Source organism: Chroococcidiopsis sp. [FACHB-1243] (genome assembly GCF_014696895.1).
Taxonomy (GTDB): domain Bacteria; phylum Cyanobacteriota; class Cyanobacteriia; order Cyanobacteriales; family Chroococcidiopsidaceae; genus Chroococcidiopsis.
Genome location: NZ_JACJQX010000012.1, coordinates 62223 through 82523, shown reverse-complemented (window position 1 = coordinate 82523; position 20301 = coordinate 62223). Strand labels below are relative to the sequence as shown.

The following is a 20301-nucleotide window of genomic DNA, read 5'->3' as shown; positions in this document are numbered from 1 at the left end:
CTCCCTGCTCCCTTGCCTCCTTCCCTACTCCCTACTCCCTAGTTAAATGCGTAACTTCCTCAAACAAACTTTTGCTAGTGCCATTGGAACCTTGCTCGGACTGCTACTATTTTTTGGTCTGAGTATATCTGGAATGCTTGTCATTTTAGTGGCATTGGCTGCTCAAGATAACGAACCGCAAGTTAAGGATAGATCGGTCTTAGTTTACGATCTATCTCTCAATATCACCGATGCCCCGCGTAACTCTAGTACCAGCGCTTTGATTCAGAATGCTCTTTCAGGAGAAAGTAACCGCACGATCGCCCTGCGCACGGTGCTAGATACCTTGGAAAAGGCAAGACGCGACCCTAAAATTATTGGAATTTATCTCGATGGCAGCAATGGTGCAGAGGATGGCAGCAGTGGCTACGCCAAATTGAAAGAGGTGCGTGGAGCCTTGGAAAAATTCCGTGCTGCTGGCAAAAAAATTATTGCTTACAGCTCAAGTTGGGGAGAGAAAGAATATTATCTCAGTTCCGTGGCGGATACCATAGTGCTGAACCCTCTTGGTGCAATGGAGATTAATGGTTTGGGTGCTTCAACTCCATTTTTAACTGGGGCATTAGAGAAATTCGGTGTTGGGGTGCAAGTGATTCGGGTAGGTAAGTTTAAAGCTGCCGTAGAACCATTAATTCGTCAAAATCTCAGTCCAGAAAATCGGCAACAGACACAGAAATTATTAAATGATGTGTGGGGAGAGTGGCGCACAGCAGTAGGTCAAAGCCGGAAAATTAGCCCCAACCAGTTACAAGCGATCGCAGACGGTCAAGGTTTCTTGCTGGCAGAAACAGCCCAAAAACAAGGCTTAGTGGACAAAGTAGATTATTTCGATCGCGTTTTGGCGCAGTTAAAGCAGCTAACTGGTGAGGAAAAAGAAAATAAAACCTTCCGCCAAATTAGCTTGAGTGCATATGCTGGGGTTTCTGGTAAGGCTTTGGGCGTAGAACGTAACTCAGAGAACAAAGTGGCGATCGTCTACGCAGAAGGTGATATTGTGGACGGTCAAGGAGAGGCGGGACAAGTAGGAGGCGATCGCTTTGCTCGTATTTTCCGCCAATTGCGACAGAATCCTAATGTCAAAGCTGTTGTCTTGCGGGTAAATAGTCCTGGTGGAAGCGCCACAGCTTCAGAAATCATTCAACGCGAGATTCGCCTGACGCGGGAATCCAAAAAACCAGTAGTTGTCTCTATGGGCGATGTTGCAGCTTCCGGCGGTTACTGGATTGTCACTGATGCCAACCGGATTTTTGCCGAACCTAATACGATTACGGGTTCTATCGGCGTATTTGGACTGCTGCCAAATTTCCAAAAGCTGGCAAATAACAACGGTGTGACCTGGGATGTGGTGAAAACTGGAAAATATGCCGACAGTCAAACTGTTTCTCGCCCTAAATCTCCCGCAGAATTAGCAGTCTATCAACGCGCGGTCGATCGCATCTACAGTACATTCTTATCAAAAGTTGTGGAGGGACGGGATTTACCGCAACAGAAAGTCGAGGAAATTGCCCAAGGTCGAGTTTGGTCGGGTGTCAGTGCCAAACAAATTGGGTTAGTCGATGAAATTGGTGGGTTAGACGCAGCAATTGACTACGCCACAAAGCAAGCCAAGTTAGGCGATGACTGGGAAGTAGCAGAATATCCCGAAACCCGTTCTTTAGAAGAACGCTTGTTTGGGCAAGTCTCTGATGGAGTCAGAACCGCGTTGGGTCGCAATACTGCTGCAAACCAACTCGCACTGCCAGCCCCGATCGCATCTGAAGTTGCTAAAATGCGCGACGAGCTTGCCATTCTGCAAGTCATGAACGATCCTTTAGGAGTTTATGCCCGTTTGCCTTTCAATCTGACGATTGAATGATTGGTCATTGGTCATTTGTATTTATTCTCCCTTGTCTTCCTTGTCCCCCTTGTCTCCCTTGTCCCGACTCCCGACTCCCAACTCCCTAATTAACGGCACAATGAGAAAAGTGACTTGAGGTTAAAGCATGAATTTTGGTGGACTGATTTCCGCAGCACCAGTATTTGACGCGATCGCCTGGTTCGATCCGATTCGCATCGGTAGCACTTCTTTACTTGCCAGTGCGTCAACAGCAGATAATGCCCCCTTCATTTTCGCTGGCATCCTAGCTAGTCTGGTTGTGATTTACTTAGCCAGTACCATTGGCGGGGAAGTTTGCGCGCGGCTGAATTTACCACCAGTTTTAGGGCAGCTTATCGGCGGCTTGGTGGTAGGAATCTCGGCTTTACATCTGTTGGTATTTCCTGAAGGTGGCGGTGACAGTTCTAATTCGCTGTTAATGCGTTTTCTGGAAGCTACGGCGGGATTGAGTGTAGATGGAGTGACGACAACTTTTCAGATAGATAGCGAAGTCATTTCTGTTCTGTCGGAAATTGGTGTGGTGATTTTGCTGTTTGAAATTGGGCTAGAGTCCAATTTACAAGAATTATTGCGCGTCGGGACTCAAGCTACAATCGTCGCGATTGTGGGAGTTGTAACACCATTTCTCTTCGGTACTTTGGGCTTAATTGCCTTATTCCACATCTCCACCGTACCAGCGGTCTTTGCAGGGGCAGCTTTGACGGCAACTAGCATCGGTATTACGGCTAAAGTTTTGGCAGAACTCAACTATCTCAATCGTTCGGAAGGACAAATTATTATCGGGGCAGCGGTGCTAGATGATGTTTTAGGTATCATCGTCCTAGCAGTGGTTGCTAGTCTTGCCAAAACTGGAGAAGTCGAACTGACAAATATTCTCTATTTGATTATCAGTTCAGTCGTGTTTTTAGTAGGAGCAATTTTAATCGGACGCTGGTTAAATCCCTACTTCGTTCAGTTAGTCGATGCACTCAAAACTCGCGGTCAATTATTAATTCCAGCGCTCATTTTTGCTTTTGTCTTATCATACATCGCCACTGTCATCAAATTAGAGGCAATTTTAGGAGCTTTTACTGCTGGGTTAGTATTAGCAGAAACGCAAAAATGTCGCGAATTGAAAAATCAGGTCGTACCGATCGCAGATATTCTCGTACCGATTTTCTTTGTGGTTGTTAGTGCCAAAACAGACATCGGTGTTTTAAACCCAGCCGTTCCAGCAAATCGGGAAGGGCTGATTATGGCAAGCTTTCTGATTGTCGTGGCAATTTTGGGTAAAGTTGTCACTGGCTTTACCGTCTTCGGGCAAGAAAAAGTCAATCGTTTAGCGATCGGCGTGGGTATGATTCCTAGAGGTGAAGTGGGACTTGTCTTTGCTGGCATTGGTTCTGCTACTGGGGCGTTACCTCCTGCCTTAGATGCAGCCATTATTGTCATGGTTATCGTCACCACATTTATCGCCCCACCACTATTGCAAATTGTGTTTCAGCGATCGCCAGAACAGAATTTACCGCAACCAGAAGCGATCGCATCATCACCAGAGTCCCGATAAAGAGACGTTACATCAACGTCTCTACATTTCGTCTCAATTAATCGCGTTTCAATAGTCCAAACATTGGGGCAAGAATTGCCCCAAATACAAATCCTCCGGCGTGCGCCCAATAAGCGACACCGCCACTTTCCATCCCAATATTGCTAGGGACTTGTAAACTAGCGATACCATATAAAGCTTGTTGAACAAACCACAATCCTAAGAAAAAAATTGCTGGAATTTGCAAGGTAGTCACGAAGAATCCCAGAAATACTAAAGTCAATACCCTTGCTTGGGGATAGCGCAAAATGTACGCACCCATCACGCCTGCGATCGCCCCACTTGCACCCAATGAGGGAATAGTTGAATTTGGTGAGAAAAACCACTGAGATAACGCCGCTAAAACTCCACAAGTAAGGTAAAAAATTAAAAATTTTACATGTCCCAAACGGTCTTCTACGTTATTACCAAAAATCCAGAGAAACAGCATATTTCCGGCTATGTGTAAGAAGCCGCCATGCAAAAATTGAGATGAAATTAATGTCATCCATTCTGGTAATTGCTGCGGTGTTGGGATGGGACATCTACCCACTATATTTCCTGACAATTGGCAAGGCACGACAGCAGCGGAATAGAAAAATTCTTGTAATTGTTGTTGGTTCAGAGTTAATTGGTAAAGAAAAATACCAATATTTGCACCGATTAATCCATAGGTAATATAAGGCGTAATTGATGTAGGAACATCATCGCGCAAAGGGAACACGGCATTTTTCCTTATCGTGAAACTGCTTGTAAAATTTTAGCTTAAGTATTTTTTACCACAACAGAGGAAGTCAAAAGTCAAAAGTCAGAAGTCAAAACTTTTCTCAGAACTCACTTCAAAAAAATTACTCCTAAAGGTAGAGTAAAAATTACACCAAACCACATGTAAGAGAGAGGAGAGTGCATTTTCTTGCTGTATAGAATGATGCTAAATTAGCATGAATTTGAAAAAGATTATGTCAGAAGAAGAAAAAAATACGTCATCAGCTTCCGGCGGCTATCAAACCCCCGTTGAGGAAGACATTCGCAAAACTGGTAATGCGGCTCAAACAGATGCTAAGCCTTCTGCTGTACCGGAATCTGGCAGCAGCGATCAAATGGCTGAAGGTGGTGGCAATCAAGGCACTGAAAAGCGCTAGCATTTATTCAGTTATCAGTAGAGAGTAACTGGTGGCTGGTGACTAGTGACTAAAATTTCTCCCTTGTCCCCCTTGTCCCCCTTGTCCCCCTATTCTCTTGTTCCCTCAAAGATGGACACTATAGAAGGCATTAGTATCGGTATTGCTTTAAGTGCTGCTTGTGGCTTTCGGATTTTTATTCCACCGTTAGTCATGAGTATTGCAGCTGTTTTCGGTCATTTACCCCTGGCTTCAGGTTTTGCTTGGATGGCGACTTATCCGGCACTGATAGCTTTTGCTGTGGCGACGGCGGTAGAAATGGGGGCTTACTATATTCCTTTAGTAGACCACTTGCTAGATACTATTGCTACCCCAACCGCGATCGCAATTGGTACTGCTATCACCGCTGCTTTTCTACCCGATACCGATCCTTTACTTAAATGGACTTTAGCCGCGATCGCAGGTGGTGGTACAGCTGGTACAATTCAAGGCTTAACGGGAATCGCTCGTATATCTTCTACTGCTTTGACAATTGGACTCGGTAATTCAGTCGTAGCGACAATTGAATCTTTCGGCGCGTTTATTTTGTCAATCTTGGCGATCGTATTACCTTTCTTAGCTGTTAGCTTAGCCGTGGTTTTAATTGTAGTTAGCTTGAGTAAAATAATTCAAGTCTTTTATATTAAAAAGCAAGTTGAATAATTATCAATTACCAATTGCATGACAATTAAAAAAATCGCGATCGCCACTGTTTCAAATTTGACAATATAAGCAATCAAACCAGCTATCTATTTTTTCCATCCTAGCTAATACTACATCTGCAACCAATTTTTTTTACTATAGTAGTCCTATTTGATTCATGAAAAAATTTAAGTACAGTAGGGTGTGTTATCGCGCCGCGTAACGCACCCTATGTATATTTCAAAAATCCAATATGAGTCCTATATGTAGAGACGTTACATGTAACGTCTCTACAGCCAAAAACAGATGGAGAATTAGCATGAAGGTATATGAAATTCAGAATTCCTTCGGTTTAGACTCTCTCAACATTGCAGAACGTCCAGATCCTAGCCCCAGTTACGGACAAGTATTAATCAAAATCCGGGCAGTATCCCTGAATTACCGCGATCTGATGGTGGTTAAAGGACTGTACAATCCCAACATACCTTTACCTTTAATTCCCTTCTCTGACGGCGCGGGAGAAGTTGTAGCAGTCGGGGAAGGAGTGACGCGGGTAAAAGTGGGCGATCGCGTGGCGGGTATTTTCTTCCAAGATTGGATCGCCGGAAAACTAACCGCAGCAAAAACTAACTCCGCTTTAGGTGGAGCTATAGATGGAATGCTAGCAGAATACGTCGTATTGCATGAAGATGGTTTAGTACACGTTCCAGCCCACCTCACAGACGCAGAAGCAGCTACTCTACCCTGCGCCGCCGTCACCGCTTGGAATGCCCTATTTCACTCCGGTAACCTCAAAGCAGGCGAGACAATCCTCGTACAAGGTACGGGTGGAGTTTCGATTTTTGCCCTTCAGTTTGCCAAGATTGCAGGGGCGCGGGTTATTGCTACCTCCAGCAGCGATGAAAAGTTGGAAAAAGTCAAGCAATTAGGGGCTTCAGAAATAATTAATTACAAACAAGCTCCTCAATGGGGCAAAAACGCCAGAGAATTAGCTGCTGGTGAGGGTGTCGATTTAGTTGTAGAAGTTGGCGGATCGGGAACTTTAAACGAATCTTTACGGGCTGTACGTATAGGCGGACAAATTAGTTTAATTGGCGTTCTTAGCGGTGGTAGTGGCGAGATTAGCACGGTATCGATGTTAATGAAAAGCGTGTGCGTGCAGGGAATTTATGTTGGTTCGCGAGAGATGTTTGAAGCCATGAATCAAGCAATTACGCTACACCAAATTAAACCGATTGTAGATCGCGTCTTTCCTTTTTCCGAAGCACGAGAAGCCTTGAAATATATGGAAAGTGGCTCTCACTTCGGCAAAATTTGTATCCAACTCTAAATTCCTGTACGGGCGGGTTCACTGGAAATCTCTGTTAGTAGTAAAGTCGCTCGCTCAACCCGCCCCGACAATTCCCCTGCTCCCTTCAAAATTAATATGCTCATCGAACACTTTCAAATGCTTGCCCGCTACAATAGTTTGGCAAATCACCAATTGTATCAAGCTTGTTCTCAGTTAAGCGATACAGAACGCAAGCAAAATCGACCTGCATTTTTTAAGAGCATTCATGGCACGCTCAATCATCTTTTAGTAGGAGATCGCATTTGGCTAACAAGATTTGCAGGCAAACAAATACCATCAACTATGCTTGACGCAATTCTTTACGAAGATTATGAGGAATTGTGGACGGCACGTAAAGCAGAAGATGAGCGAATTGAAGCCTTTGTTGCCAATCTAACTGCGGAATTTTTGCACGGGACAATTGAGTACGTCAACAATACTGGAAAAACTTGTGCAGATCCGGTTAATTTATTAGTCGCTCACTTGTTTAACCATCAAACTCACCACCGAGGACAGATTCACGACATGGTGACACAGACTACAATTTCACCACCATCTTTAGATATGCATCGCTTAATTAGACCTTAATTCGTCAGGAGCGATCGAATGGATCTTCAACTAACGGACAAAATCGCCCTCATTAGTGGTTCTACCGCTGGAATTGGCTTGGCGATCGCGACGATTTTAGCTCAAGAGGGGGCAACAGTAGCGATTAATGGCAGGAAACCAGAGCGAGTTGGTAGTGCTATGGATAAAATTAGGCAGATTTATCCAGAAGCAAAATTACAAGGCGTAACAGCAGATTTATCTACTGCTGTCGGTGCTGAGTTAACGTTTCAGCAAGTACCAATCGTAGACATTGTGGTGAATAATCTGGGAATTTATCAAGCCAAGGAATTTGGCGAAATCACAGATGTAGATTGGATGGAAATTATCGAAACTAACGTCATGAGTGGCGTGCGGTTATCGCGGCATTACTTACCGCTAATGCTGCAACAAAACTGGGGACGGATAATTTTTATCTCCAGCGAATCAGCTTTAAATATACCTGCTGAAATGATCCATTATGGCGTAACCAAAACCGCTCAACTTGCCTTGGCGCGAGGCATGGCAGAAACTACAGTTGGTAGTAACGTTACAGTTAATTCTATTCTGGCAGGTCCCACCAAGTCAGAAGGGGTAGAAACTTTCGTGCAAGACATGGCGCAGTCTGGCAATATCGATCCAAGCCAAGTAGAAAAAGAGTTTTTCGAGAAGACTCGCCCTTCTTCCCTAATTAAACGCTTCGCCACGCCGGAGGAAGTTGCGGCTTTAGTTGCTTTCGTAGCTAGTCCCCTCGCTTCAGCCATCAACGGCGCAGCCTTGCGGGTTGAGGGGGGAGTGGTGCGATCGATTGTTTGAGTAGTAGGGACGCACAGTCGTGCGCCCCTCCAGATATTGTACAAACAATGTTCGTATGGTTTATACAATTGCGAATTGGAGTGCCATAGGATGTAGGATGTGGTGAATTAAGGAACAAATGCTAATGGAACCCATGACTACTCAAATCGGCACTCGGACTGAAACCGATAGTATGGGGACGATTGAAGTACCGAGCGATCGCTACTGGGGCGCACAAACCCAGCGATCGCTAATTTACTTCGCCATTGGCAACGATATCATGCCACGGGAAATGATTCGAGCGATCGGAATTTTGAAACAAGCGGCGGCGGTTGTCAATCAAGAGTTGGGACAACTACCGGAAGATAAAGCGAGTTTAATCGTGCAAGCCGCAGAAGAGGTAATTTCTGGCAAGCTAGACGACCATTTTCCGTTACGAATTTGGCAGACGGGCAGCGGCACTCAGACCAACATGAATACAAATGAAGTTATTGCCAATCGAGCGATCGAACTAGCTGGGGGAGTTTTGGGCAGTAAACAGCCAATTCATCCCAACGACCACGTAAATATGTCTCAATCTTCCAACGATACGTTTCCGACAGCAATGCACATTGCCGCAGCAGAAGAGATTTACCATCGATTGCTGCCAATGGTCAAGCAATTGCGAGATGCATTAGCGGCTAAATCGGAGGAATTTCAGGAAATTGTCAAAATCGGTCGCACTCACTTGATGGATGCCGTACCTTTGACTTTAGGACAAGAATTTTCTGGCTATATCGCTCAATTAGAAAAAGATTTAATTCGCATTCAAGCTGCATTACCAGATTTATATGAATTAGCAATTGGTGGTACAGCAGTAGGTACGGGATTAAATACACATCCAAAATTTGCCGATCGCGTGGCGGCAAAAATTAGCGATCGCACCCAATTACCATTTATCTCTGCCTCAAATAAATTTGCCGCTTTAGCGGCTCACGATGCGATCGTCGCTGCTAGCGGGACGCTGAAAACCCTAGCAACTTCGTTAATGAAAATTGCTAACGATTTGCGCTGGTTGGGTTCTGGTCCCCGTTGTGGCTTAGGAGAGCTGATCTTGCCTGCAAACGAACCTGGATCGTCAATTATGCCAGGAAAAGTCAATCCCACTCAGTGCGAAGCGATGACGATGGTATGCGTGCAAGTGATGGGAAACGACACCGCGATCGCAGTTGCCGGATCTCAAGGTAACTTCGAGCTAAACGTGTTCAAGCCTGTCATGATTCATAATCTATTGCACTCCATCCGATTATTAGCCGATGCTTGCTCGTCTTTTACCAAACATTTAGTGGTTGGTATTGAGCCAAATCGAGAACAAATTCAGCATTTCCTCACCAATTCCCTGATGCTAGTCACAGCACTCAACCCGCATATTGGTTACGATCGCGCTGCTGCTGTTGCGAAAAAAGCATATAGCGATCGCACGACGCTACGCCAAGCCTGTGTCGAATTGGGTTTCCTCACCGAAGCCGAATTCGATCGCCTCGTCCGCCCGGAGAAAATGATTTAATCAGGGAGTAGGGAGTAGAGAGGGACAAGGGGGACAAGGGGGACAAGGGGGACAAGGGGGACAAGGGAGCAACTACCCATTACCAACTACCAATTACCAATTACCATTTCTTCCCGTGTATCTACTGAATGTTCAATCGGCGCAGTATCGATCTAGAAAAAGTTTCCGCAGAAATGCTCTGGGGGTAAGAGTGAGGGTAGGTTAATTTTTTCTTTATATTTTTGTTGCTCGCACACAGCTCAAAAGCTATTTTTCAGCTCAGTGGGTGGGAATGCAACAAAAATTGTTTTATATTCAATAACTACTCGACTTGAAGCACAAGGCTAGCTACGATGAAGCGGCACAATCAATCTCCAATAGTAGCCAAACTTTTTAATTTAGATATAAGGTGGAACCTGGCGATCGCCCCAGCCGTAACTTTATTAGTAGGAACATGGTTGACAGTAGTTGCTAACGCCACTGAAATGCAACCCGTAGCTGAAAACAAAAAAACAATTCCGAATTACGTAGCTCGCTTCTCGCCTGAAGGGCGAGTACTCCGAATTTCTAATTCTAATTTCACTCCCCGCGAACTTGACTTCCAAGCACCTTCGTCTGTGCCAGTTAATCCCTCACTAGTTAAACCCGTACCCATAAATCCCGTACCTACTCCTCGCACTACGAATTACTTAGTTTACGTGAATAATCCGAATGCATTGATGCTACAACGAATCAAACAGTTTGAGCCATCGGCATTCGTGCGCCAGTATCAACAAAGAAACGTGATTCAGGCAGGAATATTTCAACAAACTGCTAATGCCCAAAAACTAGCGATCGCCCTAGAATCTCAAGGCATTGATGCGCGAATTGTCAATCTGGCAACTGGAGAAGATACAGATTTTACTGGTAAATTTTATTTTGTTGTCATTCCTGCTAAACAAGACAAATTAGGTGCGATCGAGCAGCGAATACAACAGTTGAGAATGGGAATGCCAGTCAGAATTAGTCAGCGCCAAGAACCGCGCACTCACGTAAGAGTGGGACCATTTTTGGCAAAAGAACAAGCCGAAAATTGGCGGCGCTATTTACGAGCTTCAGGACTGAGAAGGGCGCGAGTTTATTACGGACAGTGAGTATTTTGAGGTGATTGGTGAGGCGATCCTACTATTTAGTAAAACATTTGTTTGGCAAGCTATATAGATTTGAACGCTGAACCAAAGCCAAGTTCAATGCATATGGCTCTCTCAATTTTTTCCCAATAAATCTCCTCTAAAACACCCTGTTTACGCTTAAATCTCTGAGCGTCTACGGCTCTCATTTGACTTAAGTTAACGTATCGCTCTCGATCTAGTCCGTTTTGCAAGGTTGGAACAACATTAACAACAAATGGATATGCCTTTGTTCCTGGCAATAAAGGAGCAACGATTGTCGTTGCCCCGTTTTGATTGCCAATATCATTTTGCAAAATGAGACAAGGACGCTCTTTATCGGTTTCACTGCCAACTACAGGTTTTAGATTAACCCACCAGATCTCTCCTCGCTTATAAGTTAACGTTCCATTAGGCATTGAGACCGTCTTCCATAGTGATATCCCAAACAGAACTCTCTGCCTGAAACTCTGGGTCATTAGCCTGATCTTTGTAAGCATCCGCTAGCTCTTGCATAAAAATTCTCCTTTTTTCTTTCCAGAGAACATCATTTATGAAGCTACTACGATTGCTAGCTATGCTATCTACAAAATGTAGAATGTCATCGTCTAAAGTAATACTAACTTTCTTGCTCACAATTCTATCTGTCTACTATGTTTGAGTAGGATTAAATTATCATACTATTGAATCTTACATCATATTATCAAGGCTAACCTTAGACGGTTTGCAAGCAGCATCAAAAAAGTAGGGTGGGCAGTGTCACTACAATTGGCATAGCCAAGGTCTAGAGCTAATGGTGGGTGAGGTGACGGGAACTTAGAAAACTGCTAAACAAATTAAGGCGACCAAGCAAACAAACTGAATGCCTAAACAGAAAACTCGATACAACGGATTTAAGCCAGCTATGTGAATCAGTGAGTGTGCTAGCCGAAATACGATGTATGCGACAACAAGTGAATCTACCGCTGTTCCAGATACGCCTCGAACTGTCAGTAAAAACACAACTCCTAAATATAAAGGTAGGTTCTCCACCAAGTTAGCTTGTACGCGATATAACCGCCAGAGCAAGCTTTCATCATTTGGTGTGGCGAAATCTTTAGCAGAGCCACCAGCAGAGAGATGTCGAATTCTCACAACAATCAAAGAGACAACGACAGCGATCGTCCATCCGATGAAAATTACTAAACCCCAGAGAGGAAACGTCATATCTACAGTACGCATGACTGAATACATACAATCTGTCCTGGTAAAGAGACTGCTGCTACTATAGCGTTCTTCACGAAATTGCTTTCAATCATCCTGGAGTGCATATAGTTGCTGCTGATATGCGATCGCAGCACGACCCGAAAAACCGATCGCCTCAAGCTTTATGACTCAAGCGTTAAGCTGTAGCTCGATAAGGCTGGTAGTCTAGATAAAGTAAGCTTTGGATTTGAGCTTTGCTACCAGAACGATCTAGACGCAAACAAATTGAGCAAGTCGTAGTTACGGCTGAGCAGATGCGCCAGATTGAGGCGCGGATATTTGCTGCGGGAATGCCAGTAGCAGCTTTGATGGAAAAAGTAGGGGGCGCGATCGCCCGACGAGTGCAGACATTGTATCCCTATCCGCAGATACGGCGGGTCGGCGTGCTGGTAGGACCAGGACATAATGGTGGTGATGCTTTAGTGGTGGCGCGAGAGCTACATTTCCAAGGGTATGAAGTTCTCATCTACCGTCCGATCGCCAAATTAAAAGAATTAACCGATCGACACGCACAGTATGTTAAGAGTTTGGGCATTCCACATTTTGAGGCGATCGCTCCCTTGCAAGATTGTGACTTGTTAATTGATGGCTTATTTGGGTTTGGCATGGAACGCCAAATCACCGAGCCAATCGCCTCAGATATTCACCAACTCGACCGCTGGTCTATGCCTATTCTCAGCATCGATCTCCCTTCTGGGTTGCATACAGATACAGGAGAAGTGCTAGGAAAAGCAGTTAAAGCAACGCGAACTTTTTGTTTGGGATTGTGGAAGCAAGGATTATTACAAGATCGAGCATTAGAGTATATCGGTACGGCAGAACTGATCGATTTTGACATTCCCGCAGCAGATATACACGCTGTTTTGGAAGCACCTAAAGTCAAGCGCGTGACGAGTGACTTGGCGATCGCCACTCTTCCCCTGACTCGTCCGCCAGTCACTCACAAGTACAAACAAGGGCATTTGTTACTCATTTGCGGTTCGCGACGCTATGCTGGTGGCGCATTACTGACAGCTTTAGGTGCTAGAGCAAGTGGTGTCGGAATGCTGTCAATCGCCGTGCCTGAATCGATCAAACCCCTGCTGAACGCGCAACTCCCTGAAGCATTAGTTGTAGGTTGTCCCGAAACTGATAATGGCGCGATCGCCCAGCTCGATTTACCAGAAGGAACCGATTTAGAAACATTTCAAGCTATTGCCTGCGGTCCCGGTCTGACTTTAGAAGCCACGCCGATTATCCAGGGAGTATTGAACAACGATTGCCCCCTAGTTCTGGATGCAGACGGTTTGAATATTCTTGCCATTTTGGGGACGCAAAAGTTATCGCGGCGATCGTCTCCAACCGTCCTCACACCTCATGCAGGAGAGTTTAAGCGGTTATTTCCCGATGCTCCTAGCCCGATGCAAGACCGCATTAGTGCTGTACGAGAAGCAGCACAGACGAGCAAAGCAGTGGTATTACTTAAGGGAGCGAGGACGGCGATCGCCAATCCATCAGGTCAAGTCTGGATTAATCCTGAGAGTACGCCTGCATTAGCACGGGGTGGAAGTGGCGATGTTTTAACTGGATTACTGGGGGGACTGCTCGCCCAGGCAACCGCACAACATATCTCAGTAGATGCGATCGCGGCGTGTGCGGCATGGTGGCACTCCCAAGCTGGCATTTTAGCAGAACGAGAAAGAACTCAAATCGGAGTCGATGCATTTACATTGACGCAGTTTTTGATTCCAGTTCTGCATCAATCTGTAGGATAGTCGTTAAAAATCATACTTTTTGAGGGAGGACAATCACTTACTCGAATGGCAAGCTGAAAGGAAGTAGCATACGGCAGAGTTTTCTGCTGCCAAAACCTCAGCAGCAAGTATGGTAGACCGGGAAGTCATTCAGATAAGTAGAGCTTTAAGCGCCACCTACGATTTACGGGTGGTTTTCCTTTCGCTGGCGATCGCGATTTTTGGCGCTTACACGGCGCTAGATTTGGCTGGACAAGTCATTTATGCGCGGGGAAATGCGTGGAGGTGTTGGACGGTTGGCGGCGCGATCGCTTTAGGAATTAGTGTCTGGGCAATGCATTTTGTTGCTATGCTTGCCTATCAACTACCAATTCCCATCTCTTACAACTTTGGAATCGTTTTACTTTCAATGGTAGTAGCGATCGCTACTGCTGGATTGGGGCTATTTCTCGTTAGTCAGTTGCCGTTGAAGTGGCTATCGCTGTTATCTGGTAGTTTTTTTGTCGGACTTGCCACGATCGGTATGCACTACACTGCTATGCACGCGATGCTGGTAGCAGCAGAACCAGTCTACGATCTGCGGTTCGTTACTCTTTCCAATCTATGTGCGGTTGGTCTATCTTTCTGTGGCTTATGGCTGACATTCCATCCGACTGCTAAACATCTGGTTCCAGCTGAGAGTTGTCGCAAGCTAGGAAGTGCCATATTAGCAGGAACTGGGATTAATGGAATGCACTATCTGGCGATGGCGGCAGTCAATTTCTATCCCAGTGTTAAAAAATTAAGTCAGATACCTGCTGGCACTAATAACTACGTGCTGGCAATTACAATTGGTGCTGCAACTTTGGCTATTCTATTTTTAGGCGGCTTGGCTTCTTATTTCGGTCAACACATCAGCGCCGAAAATGCTAGAGCTGAAGCATTACGAGAAAGTGAAAAGCGATATCAAGAGCTGTTCGATCTAGCTCCCGATGTTTACTTGTCCATTACTCCTGATGGCATAATTAAATCGGCAAATCAGTTCAGTGCTGAACATTTAGGCTATAGCCAAGAAGAACTGATCGGTAGTTCGACTTGGATGATAATTTACGAAGCCGATCTTCCTTGGGTACGGCAGTGGATGGAGAGCATTTTTCTTGACAGAGTGATGACAAGCGAAACCGAACTGCGGAAAGTGCGTAAAGATGGTTCTGTAATTTGGATTCGCGAACGCAGCAAATTAATTTTAGATGCAACGGGAACACCTGTAGAACTGAATATGATTTGCCGCGACATTACTCAATTGAAACAAGCAGAAGCACAATTGCGGCAGAATGCATTTCACGATCCGCTCACGGGTTTACCCAATCGCGTGCTGTTTATGGATCGCTTGCAATTAGCGATCGAGCATCACAAAAGGCATTCAGAAGATTTTTTCGCCGTTTTGTTTCTAGATTTAGACCGCTTCAAGGTGATTAACGATAGCTTAGGGCATTTACTGGGCGATCGCTTACTCATAGCGCTCGGCGAGCGTCTCAAAGAATGTTTGCGTCCCGTAGATACTATAGCGCGGCTCGGGGGAGACGAATTTACAATTCTGATCGAGGATATTACCGATGTGAGCGATGCGATTCGCGTTGCCGAACGAGTCAATACTGCTCTCGCCTTGCCATTTAACTTAGACAGACAGGAAGTTTTCACCGCTGCCAGTATTGGTATTGCCTTGAGTAGCACTGGTTATGAAAACTCCGAAGACGTACTGCGAGATGCCGATCTTGCCATGTATCGCGCCAAAAGTCAGGGAACGTCAGGCTATCAGATATTTAACCCTGACATGCACGCTAGGGCAGTAGCACTGTTGCAATTGGAAACAGATCTAAGAAATGCTGTGGAACGACAAGAGTTTCGCCTGTACTATCAACCAATTATCTCGCTAGCTACAGGTAGAATTGTCGGTTTTGAGGCTTTGATTCGCTGGCAACATCCCCAATACGGTTTGCAAAACCCCAGCCAATTTATCCACGCCGCAGAGGAGGCGGGACTGATTAACCGCATGTGTCAGTGGGTACTCTACAAGGCTTGCGCTCAATTAGCTCAGTGGCAAAGGCAATTTCCCGCGATCGCACCTTTAACGATGAGTGTAAATATTTCTGGCAAGCAGTTCAGTCAACCCCAGCTCAGCCAGCAAGTACAGCAAGCTTTACAGGATACAGAATTAAGTGCCGAATGCTTGCACCTAGAGATTACTGAAGGCGCAATTATGGATGGAGCCGGAGCCGCAACCGATCTCCTCTGGCAGTTACGAAATTTAGGTGTGCAATTATGGATCGATGACTTTGGCACGGGATACTCATCTCTAGGGCGGCTCTACCACTTTCCGATTCACGGTTTAAAGGTCGATCGCTCCTTTGTGGCACAAATTGAAAGTGCTGACAACGTTCCCCTTGTGAAAACTATCCTCACTCTCGCTCGCCAACTCGAACTAGAGGTGACAGCCGAAGGAGTAGAAACCGCAACACAACTTACCCGACTGCGAGCTTTACAGTCCGAATACGCACAAGGCTATTTTTTCTCTCCTGCTGTAGATGGGGAAGCAGCAACAGCCTTACTGAGTCAAAATCTGCAATGGTAGGAAGAAGAGCTGAGGGAGCTGAAGGGGACAAGGAAGACAAGGGGGACAAGGAAGACAAGGAAGAACAATAACCAATTACCAACTACTAATTCCCCGCGCGCCACACCCTACACCCTTTCTTCACGCTCTTACTGATAACTGATAACTGATAAATCTGTAACTTTTCATCCTGACACAGGCGATCGCCAATTGCGAGATTTTTATCAATGTTTTTAACTTGTATTATTTGTTGACACTTCCCTATTAATACTTAACGATCGCTGATTTCCAATTAAGAATATCTTAATTTCAGTAATTTTTCTGACCCAGAAAATGTGCGGATAAATTATGTTTGATTTGTCTGCTTCATGAAATTTTTTTGAACTTAAACGGAAAATGCTGACTGGAAAGCAACTCACATACACACTTCTCTCTACTGCCACATTTTTCTTTCCTACATTGGTTCGGGCTGAAGCAAATACCAATGCATACCCGGCAGAAGTCGTACAAAGTTTTATGCAGGAATGCACGGAAAAAAGCGGTAAAAAACAAGTCTGTGCTTGCGTCCTCGATCGCATTCAAGACGACTACGATCTCGAACAGTTCTCTAAACTAGAAAAAAAGTACAGAGCAACTGGCAAAATTCCCAAAGAAGTCAAGAAGTTTATGTTTGGCTGCGTTGCCAGCAATCTTGCTAATAATTGAGTCATTCGTCATTTGTGAATGATTAGCATTCTTAGTTACGACTTACGACTTCTCGCTTATCATTTGTAGACTTACCAATAACCAATGAATCATTAGTCAGTTGTCAATAGTCCTTTGTGCGTACCAATGACAAATGACGAATGACTAATGACAAACCATCAAGCCGACAACGTAACTAGGTGTGAGTAGTAACTACGTTCGCGCGATCGCCTGATGGCGCGTAATAATTACCATTTTCATCAATTCCTAACTGGAGTAATGATTCTTCGCCAGTAATTAACCTCGCTCCTCGCTTGCGGGTGAAATAGTTCCAGCCCCACTGGAAAATTACTACCAACTTATTGTCAAATTCAATGAGGTAGTAAATATGCACGAACAGCCAAATTAACCAAGCAAAAATTCCTGAAAACTTGACGAAACGTAAATCTACCACTGCGGCATTGCGTCCGATCACGGCTAGGCTAGCGATATCAACGTAGCGGAAAGGAGTAACAGCTTGTCCCTGAAGCCTGCGTTGGATCAGTTCTGCTACGTAATGCCCTTCTTGCATGGCTACGGGTGCGACTCCTGGCAGAGATTTGTCATCTTGGTGCGAATAATTGGCTAAATCGCCGATGATGAAGATATTTGAATAGTTAGGTAGACTCAAATCGGGTTCGACTATAACTCGTCCTGCCCGATCGAGTTGCGCCCCCGTGCGTTGGGCGATCGCTTCTCCCATTGATGAAGCTTTCACACCCGCTGCCCATAAAACTGTGCGAGTGGGAATAGATTCGACACGATCGCCTTGACGAATCGTCACAGCATCCTCGGTGACGTTCGTAACTAAAGTCTTGGTTTTGATCGTTACGCCCAATCGCTCTAAAGAGTGCGCCGCTTGAGCCGATAACTTTGGATCGTAGGGTGGTAGGATGCGATCCATACCCTCTATCAGCAAGATTCGGGTTTCTTTGGTGTCAATATTGCGGAAATCGCGCTTTAAAGTACTGTAAGCAAGCTCCGCGATCGCCCCAGCTAATTCTACTCCAGTTGGTCCCCCGCCCGCGATCGCAAAAGTCAACCAAGCACGACGTTTTTCTGGATCGGTTTCCTTTTCCGCTGCTTCAAAAGCTAGAAAGATTCGCCGCCGCATTTCTAAAGCATCTTCTACAGTTTTGAGTCCTGGTGCAACTTCTGCCCAGTTATCGTTACCGAAATAATGGTGACTTACCCCAGTCGCGACAATCAGGCTATCGTAGGCTAATTCTCCATTCCGCAAAATAATTTTTTGCTGTTGAGGATCGAGATCGATGACTTCGCCCATCAGCACTCTAGTGTTTTTTTGTCGATTCAAAATCGCCCGCAACGGCGACGAAATATCGGCTGGGGATAGACTCCCCGTAGCAACTTGATAGAGCAGGGGTTGAAACAGATGAAAATTCCGCTTATCCACTAAAGTGACATCGAAACCACTTTTCCCTAATGCTTTGGCTGCATACAGCCCAGCAAAGCCGCCACCAACGATGACAACTTTATGAGGAGTTTTCATAGGTTCTACCATAAGTTAGATGCTAAATTTTCTCTACTTTTACTACCTACAGAGCTTTGTAGCGTCATTAAGCAAAGATCTGTACCTTTGCCAATACTTGCTTCACAGATTTTAATCCCAGATTACTGCGATTGCCACTATCCGAACGTAGCGACAGTTACCAGTTGTCAGTTATTAGGGAGCAGGGAGCAGGGAGCAGAGAGCAGGGGAAGAAGATATTAACTTCTCCTTGTCCGCCTTGTCCCCCTTCTCCCCTTATCCCTCCTACTCCCTGCTCCCTGCTCCCTGTTAATATACGTAAAGAAACTGAGCGGGAAATATAACACATGCGGGTTGTGATTGTCGGTGCGGGGCTGGCTGGGCTAGCAACTGCCGTCACGTTGGCGGATGCTGGCTGGGAAGTAGAGATTTATGAGTCTCGCCCTTTTGTAGGTGGAAAAGTCGGGAGTTGGATAGATCCCGATGGCAACCATGTTGAGATGGGGTTGCACGTCTTTTTTGGCAATTATTACCAGCTATTTGAATTAATGAAGCAAGTAGGGGCATTTGAACACTTACTGCGAAAAGAACACGTCCATAATTTTATTAATAAAGGCGGACGCACCGGAGCGTTAGATTTTCGCTTTATTACAGGTGCGCCATTTAATGGATTAAAAGCCTTTTTCACGACTTCCCAACTGTCACTACAAGATAAAGTGCAAAATGCGATCGCCCTCGGTACTAGCCCTATAGTAAGGGGTTTAATCGACTTCGAGGGGGCAATGAAAATAATCCGCAGCCTCGACAACATCAGTTTTGCTGACTGGTTCCGCCGTCAGGGTGGCAGTAATGGCAGTATCAAACGGATGTGGAACCCAATTGCCTATGCTTTGGGTTTTATCGACTGCGAACATATTTCTGCTCGTTGCATGTTGACAATTTTTCAAATGTTTGCTGCTAGAAGCGAGGCTTCGGTGTTGCGGATGTTGGAAGGTTCGCCAGATGAATTCTTGCACAAACCAATTGTGAAATATTTAGAGGATAGGCAGGTCAAAATTTTCACGCGGCGGCGAGTCAGAGAAATTCAGTTTGCCGAAGACAGAGGAGAAACCCGCGTTACGGGCATAGTCGTTGCTAGTGGCGAGACAGAAGAAACAATTACCGCCGATGCCTATGTCTGTGCTTGCGATGTCCCGGGAATTCAACGGCTCTTACCTGCTGCATGGCGGCAATGGTCGCAATTTGACAACATTTATAAGTTAGAAGCAGTACCAGTTGCAACGGTACAATTGCGGTTTGATGGTTGGGTGACAGAACTGCAAGACGCACAAAAACGCCAGCAATTGCAGCAAGCCGCAGGCATCGATAATTTACTGTATACGCCGGATGCCGACTTTTCTTGTTTTGCCGACTTGGCTTTAACTAGCCCGACAGATTATTACCGCGAGGGACAGGGTTCTTTATTGCAACTGGTACTGACACCAGGCGATCCTTTTATTAAAGAAAGTAACGAGGCGATCGCTCAACACGTCCTCAAGCAAGTCCACGAACTATTCCCCTCGTCGCGGGAGTTAAATATGACTTGGCATAGCGTCGTCAAGTTAGCGCAGTCTCTCTATCGCGAAGCACCAGGGATGGAACCGTATCGTCCCTATCAAACTACGCCAGTAGCAAATTTCTTCCTAGCGGGGAGCTACACCCAGCAAGACTACATCGATAGTATGGAAGGGGCAACACTTTCGGGACGATTGGCAGCGAAAGCAATTCTGGCAAGTGAAAAACTAGCCAGCCAAGGTGAGTTGTCAGCTGTATAGAACGCAGGCGCGGTAGTAGCTTCCAGCGATACCGCACAGACAC

At 45.5% G+C, this 20301-nt stretch carries 18 protein-coding genes; 13 read left to right on the top strand and 5 right to left on the bottom strand.

Features of this window, described 5'->3' with window-relative positions; all coding sequences use genetic code 11:
- Window positions 1–46 precede the first annotated feature (46 nt).
- The gene (gene sppA, locus H6G17_RS11090; RefSeq protein WP_192157054.1) at window positions 47–1894 is read left to right on the top strand and encodes a signal peptide peptidase SppA; all 1848 of its coding nucleotides are present in this window, start codon (window positions 47–49) and stop codon (window positions 1892–1894) included.
- A 127-nt stretch (window positions 1895–2021) separates the two neighbouring features.
- Window positions 2022–3461, top strand: a complete 1440-nt coding sequence (locus H6G17_RS11085) for a cation:proton antiporter (protein ID WP_199316644.1) — start codon at window positions 2022–2024, stop codon at window positions 3459–3461.
- Between the two features lie 37 nt (window positions 3462–3498).
- On the opposite strand, the gene H6G17_RS11080 is transcribed toward H6G17_RS11085, so the two are convergent.
- Window positions 3499–4203, bottom strand: a complete 705-nt coding sequence (locus tag H6G17_RS11080) for a rhomboid family intramembrane serine protease (RefSeq protein WP_015153676.1) — start codon at window positions 4201–4203, stop codon at window positions 3499–3501.
- A gap of 217 nt (window positions 4204–4420) precedes the next feature.
- Between H6G17_RS11080 and H6G17_RS11075 the strand changes: the two genes are divergently transcribed.
- The 7 genes from H6G17_RS11075 to H6G17_RS11045 all read left to right on the top strand — a co-directional run bounded on the left by H6G17_RS11075 (window position 4421) and on the right by H6G17_RS11045 (window position 10649).
- Window positions 4421–4621, top strand: coding sequence for a hypothetical protein (locus tag H6G17_RS11075; RefSeq protein ID WP_192157052.1), 201 nt, complete (start codon window positions 4421–4423; stop codon window positions 4619–4621).
- 111 nt (window positions 4622–4732) lie between these two features.
- Window positions 4733–5302 carry a DUF4126 domain-containing protein gene (locus tag H6G17_RS11070; RefSeq protein ID WP_192157050.1) on the top strand — a complete coding sequence of 190 codons (570 nt, stop codon included), beginning with the start codon at window positions 4733–4735 and terminating at the stop codon, window positions 5300–5302.
- A gap of 298 nt (window positions 5303–5600) precedes the next feature.
- Complete coding sequence (locus H6G17_RS11065) at window positions 5601–6611, top strand: NAD(P)-dependent alcohol dehydrogenase (protein WP_192157048.1); 1011 nt, start codon at window positions 5601–5603, stop codon at window positions 6609–6611.
- 96 nt (window positions 6612–6707) lie between these two features.
- Window positions 6708–7199: a DinB family protein gene (locus H6G17_RS11060; protein ID WP_192157046.1), complete on the top strand. Its 492-nt coding sequence runs from the start codon at window positions 6708–6710 to the stop codon at window positions 7197–7199.
- A gap of 18 nt (window positions 7200–7217) precedes the next feature.
- Window positions 7218–8012, top strand: a complete 795-nt coding sequence (locus H6G17_RS11055; protein ID WP_192157044.1) for an SDR family oxidoreductase — start codon at window positions 7218–7220, stop codon at window positions 8010–8012.
- Between the two features lie 124 nt (window positions 8013–8136).
- Window positions 8137–9537 (top strand): class II fumarate hydratase, encoded by a 1401-nt coding sequence (gene fumC, locus H6G17_RS11050; protein ID WP_192157042.1) that lies wholly within the window; start codon window positions 8137–8139, stop codon window positions 9535–9537.
- Between the two features lie 332 nt (window positions 9538–9869).
- Window positions 9870–10649: a hypothetical protein gene (locus H6G17_RS11045; RefSeq protein WP_192157040.1), complete on the top strand. Its 780-nt coding sequence runs from the start codon at window positions 9870–9872 to the stop codon at window positions 10647–10649.
- A gap of 59 nt (window positions 10650–10708) precedes the next feature.
- Here the strand turns inward: H6G17_RS11045 and H6G17_RS11040 are convergent, their stop codons facing one another.
- The 3 genes from H6G17_RS11040 to H6G17_RS11030 form a co-directional block, all read right to left on the bottom strand.
- Window positions 10709–11083: a type II toxin-antitoxin system PemK/MazF family toxin gene (locus H6G17_RS11040; protein WP_192157038.1), complete on the bottom strand. Its 375-nt coding sequence runs from the start codon at window positions 11081–11083 to the stop codon at window positions 10709–10711.
- Window positions 11076–11300: a hypothetical protein gene (locus tag H6G17_RS11035; protein WP_192157036.1), complete on the bottom strand. Its 225-nt coding sequence runs from the start codon at window positions 11298–11300 to the stop codon at window positions 11076–11078. The genes H6G17_RS11040 and H6G17_RS11035 overlap by 8 nt, the downstream gene beginning before the upstream one ends.
- Before the next feature lie 180 nt (window positions 11301–11480).
- The gene (locus H6G17_RS11030) at window positions 11481–11897 is read right to left on the bottom strand and encodes an MAPEG family protein (RefSeq protein WP_192157035.1); all 417 of its coding nucleotides are present in this window, start codon (window positions 11895–11897) and stop codon (window positions 11481–11483) included.
- Window positions 11898–12103: 206 nt separating this feature from the next.
- Between H6G17_RS11030 and H6G17_RS11025 the strand changes: the two genes are divergently transcribed.
- The 3 genes from H6G17_RS11025 to H6G17_RS11015 all read left to right on the top strand — a co-directional run bounded on the left by H6G17_RS11025 (window position 12104) and on the right by H6G17_RS11015 (window position 16937).
- On the top strand, window positions 12104–13663 hold the full coding sequence (locus H6G17_RS11025; RefSeq protein WP_192157033.1) for an NAD(P)H-hydrate dehydratase: 1560 nt from the start codon (window positions 12104–12106) through the stop codon (window positions 13661–13663).
- Window positions 13664–13772: 109 nt separating this feature from the next.
- Window positions 13773–16253 carry a bifunctional diguanylate cyclase/phosphodiesterase gene (locus H6G17_RS11020; RefSeq protein WP_192157031.1) on the top strand — a complete coding sequence of 827 codons (2481 nt, stop codon included), beginning with the start codon at window positions 13773–13775 and terminating at the stop codon, window positions 16251–16253.
- A gap of 375 nt (window positions 16254–16628) precedes the next feature.
- Window positions 16629–16937: a hypothetical protein gene (locus H6G17_RS11015; RefSeq protein ID WP_015153687.1), complete on the top strand. Its 309-nt coding sequence runs from the start codon at window positions 16629–16631 to the stop codon at window positions 16935–16937.
- Between the two features lie 175 nt (window positions 16938–17112).
- Here H6G17_RS11015 and H6G17_RS11010 read toward each other — a convergent pair whose 3' ends face one another.
- Complete coding sequence (locus H6G17_RS11010) at window positions 17113–18477, bottom strand: NAD(P)/FAD-dependent oxidoreductase (RefSeq protein ID WP_192157029.1); 1365 nt, start codon at window positions 18475–18477, stop codon at window positions 17113–17115.
- Window positions 18478–18791: 314 nt separating this feature from the next.
- Here H6G17_RS11010 and zds point away from each other — a divergent pair, with 314 nt between their 5' ends.
- A complete protein-coding gene (gene zds, locus H6G17_RS11005; protein WP_192157027.1) occupies window positions 18792–20258 on the top strand; it encodes a 9,9'-di-cis-zeta-carotene desaturase in 1467 nt (488 codons plus the stop codon).
- The last annotated feature ends 43 nt before the right edge of the window (window positions 20259–20301 follow it).